This is a genomic window from Leptotrichia sp. HSP-342 (genome assembly GCF_041199995.1).
GTDB lineage: Bacteria > Fusobacteriota > Fusobacteriia > Fusobacteriales > Leptotrichiaceae > Leptotrichia > Leptotrichia mesophila.
This window is the reverse complement of the sequence record NZ_CP165646.1, coordinates 2,054,826-2,069,358: the sequence shown is the minus strand read 5'-3', so window position 1 is coordinate 2,069,358 and position 14,533 is coordinate 2,054,826. Positions and strand designations below refer to the sequence as shown.

The 14,533-nt window shown below is 28.9% G+C and carries 16 protein-coding genes; 7 read left to right on the top strand and 9 right to left on the bottom strand.

Translation table 11 applies throughout. The annotated features are described in order from the left end of the window. Nucleotides 1–31 precede the first annotated feature (31 nt). Nucleotides 32–334: an EamA family transporter gene (locus AB8B23_RS10315; RefSeq protein ID WP_369713936.1), complete on the top strand. Its 303-nt coding sequence runs from the start codon at nt 32–34 to the stop codon at nt 332–334. A gap of 156 nt (nt 335–490) precedes the next feature. On the opposite strand, the gene AB8B23_RS10310 is transcribed toward AB8B23_RS10315, so the two are convergent. Beyond that, the gene (locus AB8B23_RS10310) at nt 491–1,315 is read right to left on the bottom strand and encodes a PhzF family phenazine biosynthesis protein (RefSeq protein ID WP_369712665.1); all 825 of its coding nucleotides are present in this window, start codon (nt 1,313–1,315) and stop codon (nt 491–493) included. 139 nt (nt 1,316–1,454) lie between these two features. Between AB8B23_RS10310 and AB8B23_RS10305 the strand changes: the two genes are divergently transcribed. The 3 genes from AB8B23_RS10305 to AB8B23_RS10295 all read left to right on the top strand — a co-directional run bounded on the left by AB8B23_RS10305 (nt 1,455) and on the right by AB8B23_RS10295 (nt 3,435). Continuing rightward, a complete protein-coding gene (locus AB8B23_RS10305; protein ID WP_369712664.1) occupies nt 1,455–2,258 on the top strand; it encodes an META domain-containing protein in 804 nt (267 codons plus the stop codon). A 139-nt stretch (nt 2,259–2,397) separates the two neighbouring features. Further along, on the top strand, nt 2,398–3,045 hold the full coding sequence (locus AB8B23_RS10300) for a C40 family peptidase (RefSeq protein ID WP_039901094.1): 648 nt from the start codon (nt 2,398–2,400) through the stop codon (nt 3,043–3,045). Between the two features lie 42 nt (nt 3,046–3,087). Further along, nucleotides 3,088–3,435 carry a hypothetical protein gene (locus AB8B23_RS10295; RefSeq protein WP_155827486.1) on the top strand — a complete coding sequence of 116 codons (348 nt, stop codon included), beginning with the start codon at nt 3,088–3,090 and terminating at the stop codon, nt 3,433–3,435. A 281-nt stretch (nt 3,436–3,716) separates the two neighbouring features. On the opposite strand, the gene trxB is transcribed toward AB8B23_RS10295, so the two are convergent. Together trxB and trxA are read right to left on the bottom strand one after the other, a co-directional pair. Continuing rightward, on the bottom strand, nt 3,717–4,652 hold the full coding sequence (trxB, locus tag AB8B23_RS10290; RefSeq protein WP_369712663.1) for a thioredoxin-disulfide reductase: 936 nt from the start codon (nt 4,650–4,652) through the stop codon (nt 3,717–3,719). Between the two features lie 154 nt (nt 4,653–4,806). Beyond that, nucleotides 4,807–5,118 carry a thioredoxin gene (gene trxA, locus AB8B23_RS10285; protein ID WP_021743652.1) on the bottom strand — a complete coding sequence of 104 codons (312 nt, stop codon included), beginning with the start codon at nt 5,116–5,118 and terminating at the stop codon, nt 4,807–4,809. Nucleotides 5,119–5,421: 303 nt separating this feature from the next. Between trxA and AB8B23_RS10280 the strand changes: the two genes are divergently transcribed. Then, the gene (locus AB8B23_RS10280; protein ID WP_369712662.1) at nt 5,422–6,078 is read left to right on the top strand and encodes a metalloregulator ArsR/SmtB family transcription factor; all 657 of its coding nucleotides are present in this window, start codon (nt 5,422–5,424) and stop codon (nt 6,076–6,078) included. Between the two features lie 690 nt (nt 6,079–6,768). Here AB8B23_RS10280 and AB8B23_RS10275 read toward each other — a convergent pair. The 3 genes from AB8B23_RS10275 to dapD form a co-directional block, all read right to left on the bottom strand. Beyond that, a complete protein-coding gene (locus tag AB8B23_RS10275; protein WP_369712661.1) occupies nt 6,769–7,818 on the bottom strand; it encodes a S66 peptidase family protein in 1,050 nt (349 codons plus the stop codon). A gap of 209 nt (nt 7,819–8,027) precedes the next feature. Continuing rightward, a complete protein-coding gene (locus AB8B23_RS10270) occupies nt 8,028–9,164 on the bottom strand; it encodes a tetratricopeptide repeat protein (protein WP_369712660.1) in 1,137 nt (378 codons plus the stop codon). Nucleotides 9,165–9,311: 147 nt separating this feature from the next. Then, nucleotides 9,312–10,010, bottom strand: a complete 699-nt coding sequence (gene dapD, locus AB8B23_RS10265; protein ID WP_369712659.1) for a 2,3,4,5-tetrahydropyridine-2,6-dicarboxylate N-acetyltransferase — start codon at nt 10,008–10,010, stop codon at nt 9,312–9,314. A gap of 160 nt (nt 10,011–10,170) precedes the next feature. On the opposite strand from dapD, the gene AB8B23_RS10260 reads away from it, so the two are divergent. Both AB8B23_RS10260 and AB8B23_RS10255 read left to right on the top strand, forming a co-directional pair. Then, nucleotides 10,171–10,641: a hypothetical protein gene (locus AB8B23_RS10260; protein WP_369712658.1), complete on the top strand. Its 471-nt coding sequence runs from the start codon at nt 10,171–10,173 to the stop codon at nt 10,639–10,641. A 22-nt stretch (nt 10,642–10,663) separates the two neighbouring features. Further along, nucleotides 10,664–10,948, top strand: a complete 285-nt coding sequence (locus tag AB8B23_RS10255) for a transposase (protein WP_369713935.1) — start codon at nt 10,664–10,666, stop codon at nt 10,946–10,948. A gap of 207 nt (nt 10,949–11,155) precedes the next feature. On the opposite strand, the gene AB8B23_RS10250 is transcribed toward AB8B23_RS10255, so the two are convergent. The 3 genes from AB8B23_RS10250 to AB8B23_RS10240 all read right to left on the bottom strand — a co-directional run bounded on the left by AB8B23_RS10250 (nt 11,156) and on the right by AB8B23_RS10240 (nt 14,360). Beyond that, on the bottom strand, nt 11,156–12,991 hold the full coding sequence (locus AB8B23_RS10250; protein WP_369712657.1) for an acyltransferase family protein: 1,836 nt from the start codon (nt 12,989–12,991) through the stop codon (nt 11,156–11,158). 259 nt (nt 12,992–13,250) lie between these two features. Then, a complete protein-coding gene (locus tag AB8B23_RS10245) occupies nt 13,251–13,871 on the bottom strand; it encodes an acetylase (RefSeq protein ID WP_369712656.1) in 621 nt (206 codons plus the stop codon). Between the two features lie 144 nt (nt 13,872–14,015). Next, nucleotides 14,016–14,360: a pantothenate kinase gene (locus AB8B23_RS10240; protein ID WP_369712655.1), complete on the bottom strand. Its 345-nt coding sequence runs from the start codon at nt 14,358–14,360 to the stop codon at nt 14,016–14,018. Nucleotides 14,361–14,533: the final 173 nt, after the last annotated feature.

Below are 14,533 nucleotides of genomic sequence, written 5' to 3'. Positions count from 1 at the left end.
GTAAAAAGCATAACTCTTCGTCAATGGACTTATTCCGTTAGTTAAATGGGCTTTAGTATTAAATGTTATTTGGAAAATTGAAGGAGATGTAAATATACAATCAATCATTCAAGTAATGATTGTTGTAATTTTAGGAACTTCTATAGCCTATTTAATTTATATAGCAAGCCTAAACTATATTTCTTCTTCTCTTGCAGGAATTTTAACAGCTTTTGAGCCTGTACTGGCAGCAATATTATCGGTTGCTATTTTTGGCTTAAAATTTTCTTTTATTGAGTTAATTGGTTTTTTACTAGTTTTTGTTTCTATATTTGTTTTGGAAAAGAGATTGTAGAAATTTTAAAAATATTAGTATAAGAATTGCTTTGAGGGGAAAATTCCCCTCTTTTATTTATAAGTAAAATCCAATTAAAAAAAGTAGTAAAAAATTGCAAAATTTAAGGTTTGGTAATTTATCGTAATTTGTGGATACAGGTTTAAAAATATTTTGCTATATAAAAATTTCTGAAATTGCAAATAAAGTTGCTTTTCCATTCATTTTCATTCTTCCATCATCTGCTAGGCTGCAGTAAAGTGTTCCACTTCGTTCTGAAGCCTGATAAGTGATTAAATTTTCCTTTTGCAGTTTTTTCATCCAGTAGGGAGCAATATGGCAGTGTCCAGAGCCGCAGACAGGGTCTTCGTAAATATTTAATTTAGGAGCAAAAGAACGAGAAATACAGTCAATTTTGTCAATTTTGTTTTTTATTTTACAATCCAAATTGCTATTACTATGCTGAGCAGTAATATGAAGTAATAAACCATCAAGTTTTTTTATTTTTTCAGAATCTAAATTTGCATTTAAAATAAATTCCTCATCATCAAAGACACACATTAAATCTCGTCCCAGATATGCTTCAATTGGTTTTTTTCCAATTAATTCTACTATTTCATCAGTTATTTCGATTTTTTTCAAATCATAAACTGGAAAATCAAGTTCATATAAATTTTTATTTTTTCTATTTACAGTCAATTCACCACTTAGTGTATCAAAAATCAGAGTTTTTAAATTTTTCTCGTAATAATTCATAACTACAAAAGCACAGGCAAGTGTAGCATGTCCACATAAGTCAATTTCTCCGCCTGGCGTAAACCAACGGAGTTTGTATACATTTTTAATTTTTTGTTTTACTAAAAAAGCTGTTTCAGATAAATTGTTTTCTTTTGCAATTAAAAGCATAGTTTCATCAGAAAGCCACTCATCCAAAATACATACCGCGGCCTGGTTGCCTGAAAAAAGCGTATCGGTAAAAGCGTCAATTATATATTGTTTCATAATATTTTTTCCTTTCAAGTTGTATACATTGATTTTATCAAAATTTGGAAAAATTATCTATAATTTTTTAAATTTCTCATTTTTCTTTAATAAAAATATGATATTATTCAATTAAGAAAGACGAAAAGAGGTATTTAAAATGAAAAGAGTATTTATTTTAATCGGGATTGTTTTGATGTTTATTGTTAATTGTTTTGTTTTAAGTGCAGCTAAAACTGTTAATTTGAATGGTACTTCGTGGGAATTATCGGAAATTAAGCAAAATGGTTTAAATTTACAGATTCCAAGCAATACTAAAATTACCGTTAGTTTTTCTGGAAATAAAATAAATGGATTTTCAGGAATAAATAAATTTAATGGAACTTATCGAATTAGAGATTTTGTTTTATCAACTACTTTAAATACGACATTAATGGGTGGATCTGAAGAATTAATGAACTTTGAAATGGCATTTTTGGATATTTTACAATCTTCACCAAGAATAAGTTACAATGCAAACACTTTGACTTTGAAAAATAGAAATGGTAATACTTTAACTTTTAGAAAAAATTCAAATAATAATCAATCAGATTCAAATTCTTTGTCAAATCTAACTAAAGAATTATCTGATACAAAATGGGAACTTGTTAAAATAGACAGAAAAGAAATGAAAGATATATTTTCGCCAAATGATGATGGTATTACAATTTCATTTTCAGGAAATAGAATAAGTGGTAATTCAGGAGTTAATAATTATTTTTGTGATTATATAGTGACAGCAGGAAATATTACAGTTGGAACTATTGGATCTACGAAAATAGCTGGTCCTGATAATTTAATGAAACTTGAAAGACAATATTTGGAAATTTTACAAAATGCTAAAAAAATTAGCTTAACTAACAACAAGACAACTTTAATATTTACAACAGATAGCGGAAAAACATTGATATTCGAAAAAATATAATTTGTGAAAATTGCTTGTTTTTTCAAAATTAAATTATTTTTTATTTTTTACTAATTTACTTTTTTTAAAATAAATGATACAATTAATGTGTATAATAATAGTACAATTAAAAATTAAATTTGAAAGGAATAAAAAATATATGAGAAAAAATAAGTTTTTAACGGCAGTCTGCATGTTATCAGCTTTTGTAGGCTCAAATTTACATGCAAAAACCTCAAAAACTAAAAAAATTGATAAAGCGAAAACTTCTCACAAACCTGCAAATAATAGAAAAAGTCATAGTGCAGGAAATACAGGAATTTATGGCATTTCTTCAAATAATAAAAATGCTCTTATTGAGACAAAAATGACAGAATTAAGACAAAGACATGCTAAAGCAATGGCTTCGGGTTCTACTCAGGAAAGAAAAAAAGCAGCTGTTGAAAGAAAACTTTTGACATCTTATAAAAAATGGAGAGGTACAAAATATGCATGGGGTGGAGATTCTAAAGAGGGGATTGACTGTTCGGCTTTAACACGTAGAGTTTACCGTGAAGCCTTTAATAAAGAACTTCCTAGAGTTTCACAACAACAAATAAAAAAAGGGGCAAGAGTATCTGCGAAAAACTTGAAATCAGGAGATATTGTCTATTTCAGACCAGGTAATAGAACGAGCCATACAGCAGTTTATGTTGGAAATTCATTGTTCATAAATGCTTCATCTTCAAAAGGAGTTGTAATGTCTTCATTAAAAAGTCCTTATTGGAGAAAATATTTTAAGTACGGAGTAAGAGCTCATAATGCATAAATAAGGAAGTGAAAGTTTATGAAATTAACTGGAAAATTAGAGATGCTTTTAATAGGAGCATTACTATTTGGATTCTCGTTGAATGGTATTTCAGCAAGTAAACATAAAATAACTAAAAGAAAATATCCAATAATAAAGATCAGACGTAAGGCTATTAATTCTCAGAAATTCAAATGCAACAAAAAAGAATATACTGTAAATTATATTACGAATGATAAGATTCAATTGGTAGAAGAGTCAACCAACGCTAAACTTATAATGGATCAGGTTGTGGTGGATGCCAGCAGATCTAGATACAGCGATGGAAAGAATACTGAGATTCATATAAAGAGGAATGAGGCGATACTTACACGAAACGGAAATAGTATTTCTTGTGAAGGTTTAAAATAAATTGCAGGTGTATAAAAAATTAAATAAAATAAGGAATTATTTCTTCTAAGCTAAAAGAGATAATTCCTTTTTTGTTTTGATGTAAATGTTTATTTTTTTATATTATTTCCTATTTAAATAGTGAATGTTTTTGAATTACATATTATTTTTTAATAGGATTTAGTATTAGGTTATTTCGTTTAACAACAGTTTTTATTATCATTATTTATTTTTACAATCATAAATTCTTATCTTGTAGTAAAGATCTATACTGATAATTAAAATTATATTTTATTTTAGAATTATAAGTTATTTTCTCTTAAATATTCTTCTACATCAAGTCCTGCAATGGCACCACTTCCAGCTGCAATTATTGCTTGTTGATATTTGCTATCTTGGACATCTCCTGCTGCAAAGATTCCGGCAGTACTTGTTTTAGAGGATTTTCCTTTTGTTATAATGTAGCCTCTATCGTCAATTTCGACTTTTCCTTCAAGGAATTTTGTATTTGGAGTTCTTCCAATTGCCACAAAAATTCCATCTGCTGCTAAAGTTTCGATTTCGCCTGTTTTGTTATTTAAAAGCTCTATTCCTGTAACTTTTTCATCAGCTAGCACTTTTTTTGGAGTATAGTCTAATTTCCACTCAATTTTTTCATTATCTCTTGCTCTTTGTTGCATAATTGCAGAGGCACGTAATACATCTCTTCTGTTAATGATAGTAACTTTGTTTACAAATTTTGTTAAAAATATAGCTTCTTCCATCGCAGTATCTCCACCACCAATTACGACAACATCTTTTCCACGGTAGAAAAATCCGTCACAAGTTGCACATGCACTAACACCTTTTCCTATATTTTCTTTTTCATTTTCAATTCCAAGGTATTTTGCACTTGCCCCTGTTGATAAAATTACTGTTTTTGCTTCTATGATATTTCCGTTATCTAAATGTAATTTAAATGTTTTCTTACCATTATTTTCTACATTTTCAATATCTTTTACAACTGCCTGTAGGAATTCAGTTCCAAAATTTTTAGATTGAGCCTTTATGTCTTTTATTAGCTGCGGACCTGAAATTCCTTGTGGAAATCCAGGAAAATTTTCAACTTCTGTTGTGGTTGTCAATTGTCCACCTGGTTCCATTCCATTTATTATTATATTTTTTAATCCAGCACGGCTTAGATAAATTGCGGCTGTCAGTCCTGCTGGTCCTGATCCTATAATTATTGAATCATACATATTTTTCACCATTCCTTTTTTACGATTTTTCGTTTTATAAATTATAACTTAGTTAAATTTATTTTTTAATATTAAAGCCTAGCAGAATTGAAAAATAACCGCTAGACTTTTTTATAAATAAATATTTCTTTAAATAATATATTTTGCCCAAATTCTATAGGACTTGGTTTACTTCTTCATAAAGTGCTTCTTTTGAATGTAATCCAACTAATTTTTTTACAGGTTTTCCATCCTTGAATAAAATTAATGTAGGAATACTTTGGATTCCAAAAGATTGTGCTAATTCTAGTTCTTCATCTACATTTACTTTTCCTATTGTAGCTTTTCCTTCCATTTCCCCTGAAAATTCTTCAATAATAGGAAGTTGCATTTTACAAGGTCCACACCATTCTGCCCAAAAATCTACTAGAGCAACTCCATTTGCAATACTCTTTTCAAAATTATCTTTATTTAAACTTAATGCCATTTTACATCAACCTCTTTCTTAAAATCATTTTTGTTAAGTTTTATAATTTATAGTTTATTTTTTAAAAAAATTGTGTTATACTATTTTTATAAAATCAACTATTCAATCAAGTAATTGAATAGTATCATATTTAAAATAAATTGTCAATACTTTTAATATAAAATTTTAGAAGCACACTCAAATTGCTTTAAAACTGAGTTAGTTAAGATTAAATGAGATTCGGGATTAAAATAATCATAATTTCTGAATTTAGATTTAACGAGATTTAGTATAGATGTTGAAAGCAGAAAGGGGATGAATTAAATGGATAAAATATGTGAAAATTACAAAAATAGCCTGTATTTAGGATTATCAAAAATAGGAAAATGCCTGTCTAGTGAAAAAAGAATTGAAATACTAGATTTACTTGTACAAGGGGCAAAAACTGTGGAAAATATTTCAAATGAAACAGGGATGAGCATTGCTAATACTTCAAGACATTTGCAGATTTTAAAGGATGGTAATCTAGTTGTCTGTGAAAAAAAGGGAAACTATGTAGTTTATGAGATTGCAAATACACAGATAATAGATTTGGTATACCTTCTGATTGGAGTAGGAGAGCAGCAACTGGCAGACATTCAGCGAATACACAGCGAGTTTAATGACAGCTGCATGAAAATCCGTCCAATTACTTTGGAGCAGGCTTACGAAATGGCAAAAAATAAAGAAACTTTAATAATAGATTTACGTCCGACAGATGAGTTTAATTCAAGCCATATAGAAAATGCAATAAATATTCCAATGAAGAATCTGGAAGAAAATATGAAGAATTTGCCCCAAAATAAAGAAATAATTGTTTATTGCAGAGGACGGAACTGTGCCTATGCAAATTTAGCTTCTAAACTTTTGAATGATAGTGGATTTCATGCTTATAGTCTGAATCAAAGTTATTATGATTGGCAGAAATATGAAAGTTTTTAAAAATTATAGTAAAGTCTATTTAAAATAGAATCATCTTATCAAATAAAATAGAAGTAACAGCTTCTTCAAGCGTATTAAAATTATGGGCTATTTCTTTTAATTTTTTCTTGATGTCAGCCCATACTTTTAAGTTCGGTGAATATGACGGAAGAAATAATAGACAATGCCATATTCCCTTAATTGTCTTTTCTAATATTTTTTTCTATGAAATTTGGTATTATCCATCATTATTAGCATTCTCTTCTTCAATTTTTCAATGTCCCTTAAAAATATTTCCCTGAATCATTCTTCAAAAATTCGTTTTTCATTGTTTCCCTGTATATCATGCTTCTTATCAGTGTATCTCCCACTTTTCCAGCAACCAGATTTATTCTTGAATCTTAATCCATTTTTCTTTCAGTATATACTCCTTTTTTACTTCAGCTATATTCATGACAGTAATATTTATCAAAGTTTGTTTCATCCTGTTCCCTGTATTTTGTCTGTTTTTTCTTGTGTGTCCTAACCTTTCAGTGTTATCTTCACTATCTCCTTATAAAGCTTTATCCAACTGTATAATGTGTTTGAACTCATATTGAATTGAAATATAGTGAAAACCGACCTAAAAATATGCCATAATATTATTATACCATATTTTTAGATCATTTTTATGTAAGTTTTACTATACAAAAAAATTAGTCGAATCTAAATTTATTTTGTTGCTTTTTCTATCATAATTTCTCTTTTTGAAGTATCCATAATTGCCTTTGCTCCAATTGGAACAGTAATAAATGGTCTTACATGCCCTGATTTAAAATTTTTTACAATAGGAACATTTAATCTTCCAAAATTATCATAAAACACTTCATCAATTGTCATATCTGTTGGATCAGACTGCTTAGGATTTTTAAAGTCTCCTAGTATAATACCCTGCAACTTGTCAAATTTTCCAGCCAGTTTCAGCTGTTTTAACATTCTATCCACACGGTAACTTGCTTCATTTGTCTCTTCTAAAAATAATATTTTTCCATCTGTATTGATTTCATGATCTGTTCCAAGGGTTGCAACTACAAGAGATAAGTTTCCTCCTGTAATCTTTCCACTTCCACGTCCACTTTTCATAATTGTATAAGTATTATCAAAATCTAACAGATTATATGATTCATTACTTGTAAAAGCTTTATTAAAAGCATTTTCTGTAACTAGAGGAATATTTTTCAAATTGTCTGACATAGGACCATGAAATGTTATAAGCCCCGTTTTTTCATTGATTGCAAGTAATAAAGTAGTATTATCGCTAAATCCTGAAATAATCTTAGGGTTTTTCTTAATCACATCATAATTCAATTTATCCACAATCCTAATTCCACCATAACCTCCACGTACTGCAAAAATCGCATTAATATTAGGATTTGCAAACATGTCATTTATATCTTTTGCCCTCACATTGTCAGTTCCTCCAAATCCATACCATCTTGAAGAAAACGATTGCCCATAAACAACATTAAATCCTCTGTTTTTTAAATATTCTACTTCCGCATAGCTATTTTCATTAGAATAATTTGCAGGTGCAATTAATCCAATTGTATCTCCTGGTTTTAGCCCTTTTGGGATAATAATTTCATTTGATGAATTATTTTTCTGATTTTGATAATTTGTCGTTGTCGCTGTTCTCACAGGTGGATAGCTACTACTTCTTGTTGTTCTGTATGTAGCTGCATTTAATGTCATGCTGCCCAGTACAAATCCTAGTACTATCATTATTCTACTTGTCTTTATTGTTCTCACTTCCTTTTTTAATTTCAGAATTTCTCAAAATCAAATATTAAAAATATATATGATTTTAAAGTAATTCTGTTATATTAATTTTTTAAAAAAAATAGGCAATTTATCTCATCGCTAAAGAGCTATGGATGCCTTGCCTAGTTATATCAAATAATTCTGTAGTTCACAATTTACTATATTAATTATTATTTCATAGCTTGAACTTGTTTCAAGATTTCTGAAGCTCCGTTTACTTTATTATTTACAGCTTCTTGTAAGATTTTAATTGCTTCAGCTTTTTTTCCTTGTCCAGCGTAAACTTGTCCTAAAACAACTTTTGCAGTATTATCCTTATCTTCAGTTATGGCTTTTTGTAAATACTTTTCAGATAATGCTCCTGCTCCAACTCCACCGAAATAAGTTCCAATTTGTTTGTTTGTAACTTTAGCTGATTTTAGTTGACTATAAATTGAATTTAATTTTGCAGTATTGTTTTGCACTTCATAAATTCCTAACAATAAAATTTTTGCACTTGTATTCTTAGGTTCTGCAGCTACAGTTTTTGCTAAATATTCTTCAGCTTTTGCAGGATTATTTTGCTGTAGGTAGAAAGTACCTAGCATTCCTAAGATTTGTCCATTTTTACCTTTTGCAGCTGTATTCATTTCTAAAAGATATTTTTCAGCCTGTGAAGGATTTTTTTCATTGATTGCAATTTCTGCCAATAGGATTCCAGCACCATTCACACGGTCACTTGCTCCTGTGTATGCTTTTTGTAAATATGTCTTAGCTTGCGCACTGTTATTTTTTGTCAAGTAATATTGCCCAATATTGTAATTTACTTCAGCAACAAAGTCTCTGTTTGTAGATTGTATAGCTTTGTTATATCTTGCAGTACCTTTTGATTGCTCATTGTTATCAAAATAGAAGATAATTAAGCTTGATGTAACATCAGCATTTGTTCCTCCTGATTTTTCATCTGTCCATAAAATATATTTTTCAGCTTCAGCTTTGTTTTTTTGCTGAATTCCTACTAAATATAAGAATCTTGCTGCTTCAACAGCTTCAGGAGTAGTCGACTGTCCATTTTCCCATGCTGCTTGTAAGTAAGGTTTTGCTTTAGCTATATTATTATTTTGTAAATAATATGCTCCTAATTCTAAATTTGCCTTTTGTGCATATGTTGCATCAGTTCCCTTTGTAATTCCTTCCAAGACTTTTACAGCTTCATTTACTTTTTTTTGTCCTGCTAATTTAACTGCATTTTCATAATCTGCTTTTGCATCAGCAAATGAAATTGCTCCTGTTACTAAGATTGCTCCTATTAGTAATAATTTTTTCATTGTTCCTCCTAATTATATTTTTGCTTTAAAAATTGGATATTTGCCATTTATTTGTTATTGTACCACTTATAAATTTGATTTAACTTATAAAGTGATGTAAAAATAATTTAATATATTCTTTTTTATATATTTTTTTCTAAAAAAGTGCTAAATATTTCTCAATGCATCAACTAATTCTGTTTTTGAAGCAGTTTTTGCATCTACACCTTTTATAATTTTCGCAGGTGTTCCAGCTACAACTACACCTTCAGGCACATTTTCCGTAACAATGGCCCCAGCCGCAACAACAGAACCCTTTCCTACTCTTACACCTTCCAATACAACAGCATTCGCTCCAATAACTACATCATCTTCAATAATTACTGGATCAGCTGAAGGCGGCTCAATAACTCCTGCAAGTACAGCTCCTGCACCAATGTGGCAATTTTTACCTACTTTTGCACGTCCACCAAGTACAACATTCATATCAATCATTGTTCCCTCACCAATTTCAGCACCTATATTTATAACAGCTCCCATCATTATAACAGCTCTGTCTCCAATGCTTACTTTATCACGAATAAAGACTCCTGGCTCAATTCTTGCATTAATATTTTTAATATCAAGCATAGGAACACCAGAATTTCTTCTATCATTTTTCAGATAATAATTAGTAAGATTATTTTCACTAATAATTTTTTCAATTTCTTCCCAATCTCCAAAAAGTACCTTTAATCCTTCTTTTCCTATTACTTTACAAGAATAAGCATTTTTTATGTCTTCATCTGTATAAAGTTCCACAGGTGTTGTCTTCTTGGCATCAGCAATATATTGAATAATCGCCTTTGATTTTTCCAATTCGGTCATTCTACTCCTCCAGTTTTATTTTTACATCTTATGATTTTTTTATCATTATATTTTTATATTTTAGCATTTTTTTTTGATTTTTACAACTGTAATTTATTTTTAGACTTTGATAAATGCATGAATAATTTATAAAAATAAAGGTTCTATAATATATATAGGGATGAAAAAAGAAAAAGTTGTACTTGTCTGTAACACCTATCATGTATACGGAACAAGATATGATACAAACCATGTCCTGATTGAACCGGAAATCATCAACAGTATACTCCTGTCTTTCTTATGCAGATATTGTGGCAGACAAGTATCATGTCATAAAGTAGGCGAACTAGATAATAAGGGATGTGAAGATAAGATTATTCAATTTAGATATAAAATACAGGGAATACAAGAAATACTGGAAACTGATAGTAAAGAATCCAAACAGTGTATTCAGTCTTTCAAAGAAGAGAGACTCAAGAAACTTAAAAACCTTTCAGCAATATTTTCAAGAGCTTATGATCTTAGGACAAAGTTTTTCAGTATATTTGAAATAAAAGATGTTGCTATATTCAGTAATGAACTAAGAAAACTTATAGGAGAACTGAAGAAATTAGAGATAAAGGAATGCATTAAGTTGGTAGAAACATTATAAAACACAGAAAAAGAAATAAGTAATATACAAATATAATATAGATAATGGATTTATTGAGGGCGAAAATAACAAGATAAAAGTAAGAAAAAGGCTATCTTATGGGATAAAAAAATTCGACAGCCTGAAAAAATTAAGCTTAGAATCTCGTAAGGTTATCAAACTTTTTTTAGCTCCAATCTTGACAAAGAGCCATTATTTCTTTACATCTATCCATTTTTTTAACAACAGCATTTCCATATATCAAAAAATAATTTTAAATATCTTCTTATATCTAATGATAGGATATATCTCTTTATCCTTCTGCTAAATTTCTTTCTGAGCGGCAGTTCCTTTGCTAATTTCCTTAAAACGTTTAAGTTCCTTTCTGCATTTTTGTTCAATGTCCCTTTTCGAAATCTTACATCCTAATTTTATATTGCCTAATGTCCTTTTCCTTACAAATTCTTTCAGTTCTTTTATATATTTTGTTGCTTGCCTATTCTCTTTTGTTTTTTCAAATATCTATTGTAATAAGCTATTTATATGTATTTGTATTTGAACTCAAATTTAAAATATCTTTGCTTAAAACAGAATACAAGAGATTAATATATCTTTTCGCTGCGTGAGGTTTTGGATGTGTTCCATCTTTGTAGAAGTACTCCTGTTTACCTTTTGAGTATGAATACCAGTCAATTACCTTTATATTTGGATTCTCGGCGCTTGCTTTCTTAATTTCCGCATTAACGCTGTCTTGCCATGGGTCAGGCATAACTGTGTTTATAAAGTAAAGGTTATGTCCCTTCAATGTTTCTAAAACAGATTTCATATCCTTTTCGTAAATTGTACCATTTGTTCCAAGTGCAATTACAATTATTTTTCTCAATTTACCATTTTGAGCATAGTTTTTTAACATATTTGGCAATTCATAAAATTGACGTCCAACTTTTGTTTCGATAATTGCATTTGGATATTTTTTTCTTAAATCAATTTTTGTCATATCTAGTACAGAATCTCCGATAAACAATATATCTCTCTCGTCATTTGGATACTTTTTCAAAATTTCATTTTGTATTTTTGATTCCTCTTCGATACCTTTTGCTGGAGCATTTATAGCATTAAGAAGTTCGTCCATTGTAAGATTGCCATTTTGTGTATTTGCCGTTGGTGCTGGTGTTGTAGATTGGGCAGGTTCAGGCTCTTCTACAGTAGCTGCTGCTTGTGCTGCTTTCATTTCTTCCAAGTCTTTGTTTTCATAGACTGGAGAATATATTAAAATTGCAAAAATAGAAATTAAAAGGGGATAACTTACATATTTTATACTTTTTTTCTCGAATAAAAGGTAACTTAGCTCCGAAATAGCTACTAAAACAATAATTTGCATAAAAAATTGCTGTGTATTTGAAAGTTTTGTCCATTTAAAATATTCACGTGCAAATATCATAACTGGGTATTGCCATAAATAGTATTGATATTGATGCTGTCCTAATCTTATAATAGGATTAAATATTTTAGGATATTTTGAAAGATTGAACTTTCTCAATTCAGGCTTTGAAAATAAAACAATTGTAAATCCAATTAAAATACTTGATAAGAACATTAATCCATAATAATTGTAGGCGCTTCTATAGTCTATACCGAAGCAAAAGAAAACTAGTACAATTAATCCTAGAATACCTAAAATAAATATGATTTTTTTCTCAATATCTTTTTTTATATCTCTATTTGTATAAAAACATGCTATCCCTGCTGGAATAAAGAAAGCAAAAGCTCTTGTGTCAGTTCCATAATATATTCTTGAAAAATCAGCTCCTTCTGGAGATTTTGAGGTTATATAAAATACATAAGCCATCATTAAAGCAGAAATTGTTCCCAGTCCTAAAAAAATCATACCAATTGTGTTATTTTTCAATTTAAGTTTTTTAAGACCTTGTATTAAAATAGGGAAAAATACGTACATCTGTATCAAAAAAGACAATGCCCAGATGTGTGTTAATGGCAAAATAATCCCAAAATTATCAAAATACGACATTTTTGAAAAAATTTGATAAATATTATTTAGTCCAAGTACTGAAAATAAAGCACTATATTTATATTTCATTTCAAGTCCATTGTTTACAAAATATAATGCAATAGTTGAGGCTAAAATTACAATCAGAAGACTTGGATAAACTTTTCTTAATCTTTTGTTAATTACTGTAAAGATTGAAAAATCTTTCGAAAGTAGTCCGCTTGTAACTAAATAACCACTTAATGCAAAAAATATAACAACACCGATATAAGTTCCTTTATAGGAAAACCAGTGATAAACACATATAAGAACAAGCGCAATAGTTCTTAATATGTCAAGACTCTGTATTCTTTCCTTTTTCATAAAATAAAAAAATTCCTTTCTTTCAAAAATATATTTTTATAACAATTTAACTATATAATTTGTTTTTTATTTAAAATTTAAAGATTATCTAATTTTGTTAGTCCGATTTAAAAAAAATTTGAGTATATTTGAGATAAAAATTTAATAAAAAAACTACTTTAAAACAAACGGCTTAAATTACATAGAATACTATGTTTTATGATATAACTTAACTTTCTTAGTTTGAAATTAAAGTAGTTTTATGAAATTATTGTTTTGTTTATTTTATGTCTGTGTTTTGTGTACTTGAGGAATTATCTTTTGGAGTGTTAGTTTTATCATTTTCTCCAAGATAGTGTTTTTTAATTTCGTTAGTCAAGAAGTCTGCATAGTATCTTTGCCCTTTATCATTCAGATGAGTTCTATCTTTGTAGAAATACTGATTTTTACCTTTTGCATAAGAATACCAGTCTATTAAATAAGCATTTGGATACTGAGCTACTTTTTCTTTAAGTTTTCTGTTTACTTCTTGTTCCCACGGATCTTTGTGAGCAGTATTCATAAAGAATACATCTTTTCCATTTGCCATTTCCATGACATAATCAAAGTCCTTGTCTGTAAATTTTCCATTTGTTCCAAGATGAACAACTAATACAGTCTTTAACTTGTTGTCTTCAACTAATTTTGTCACAATTCCTGGAAGTGTTGAAAATTGACGTGATATTTTTGTATCAAAATACGGATTTTTAAAATTAGGACCGATGTACTGCTTGCTGCTGTTCATTATAGAATCCCCTACAAAAACAATATCTTCAGGCACTTTTCCGCTAAACACCTCTTTGGCAATGATAATTCCAGAGCCAAAAACTAATATTACTAAAACAAATAAAAATTTTTTCATAATCTTTTTCTCCCTTTTTATTTTTATACCTAAAAATTTTTTATCAAAAAATCTTTTAAACATATTATTATAAGATATTATTTTTGTTTTGTCAAATTTTTAAAAATTAAGTTTTTAAAAAAAATATATTGGGAGAATACTAATTTAGTTAGCTATAAGCATTATTTTGAATTTATTATATGGATTTATAAATACGACTTTTTTCAATTTTGTATCATAAGCATAAGCTAAATTTCCGTCGTCTTTACTAACATCTTCTACAAGAAATGTGCCATTTGTTAGTTTTAATCTTACTGTTTCTTCTTTTACAGGTACTTCTTTTCCTTCTTGAGCTGATTCGTCAATATATTTTGTTAAAAAATATCCTTTGCTGTCTTTTTGTATTTTAAAAGAATCTGCTGTATCTGTATAACTAAATGTTTTATTTAAAAACTGTTCTTCATGCAAGTTTCCATCTGTTGTAAATTGCTCATTTTCTCCTTTTGCCATTCCTCCTGGATACTCTTCATTACTTTCATCAGGGAAATCAGCAGAATTTGAAATTTTGCTGTTATTATTTTCCTGTGATTACTGAGGGCTGTTTGATGTATTGCTTTGAGAAACAGAGGTTTCAGTGCTTGATGTTTCGTCCTTTCCGCAAGACAGTAGACCAATGACTATTA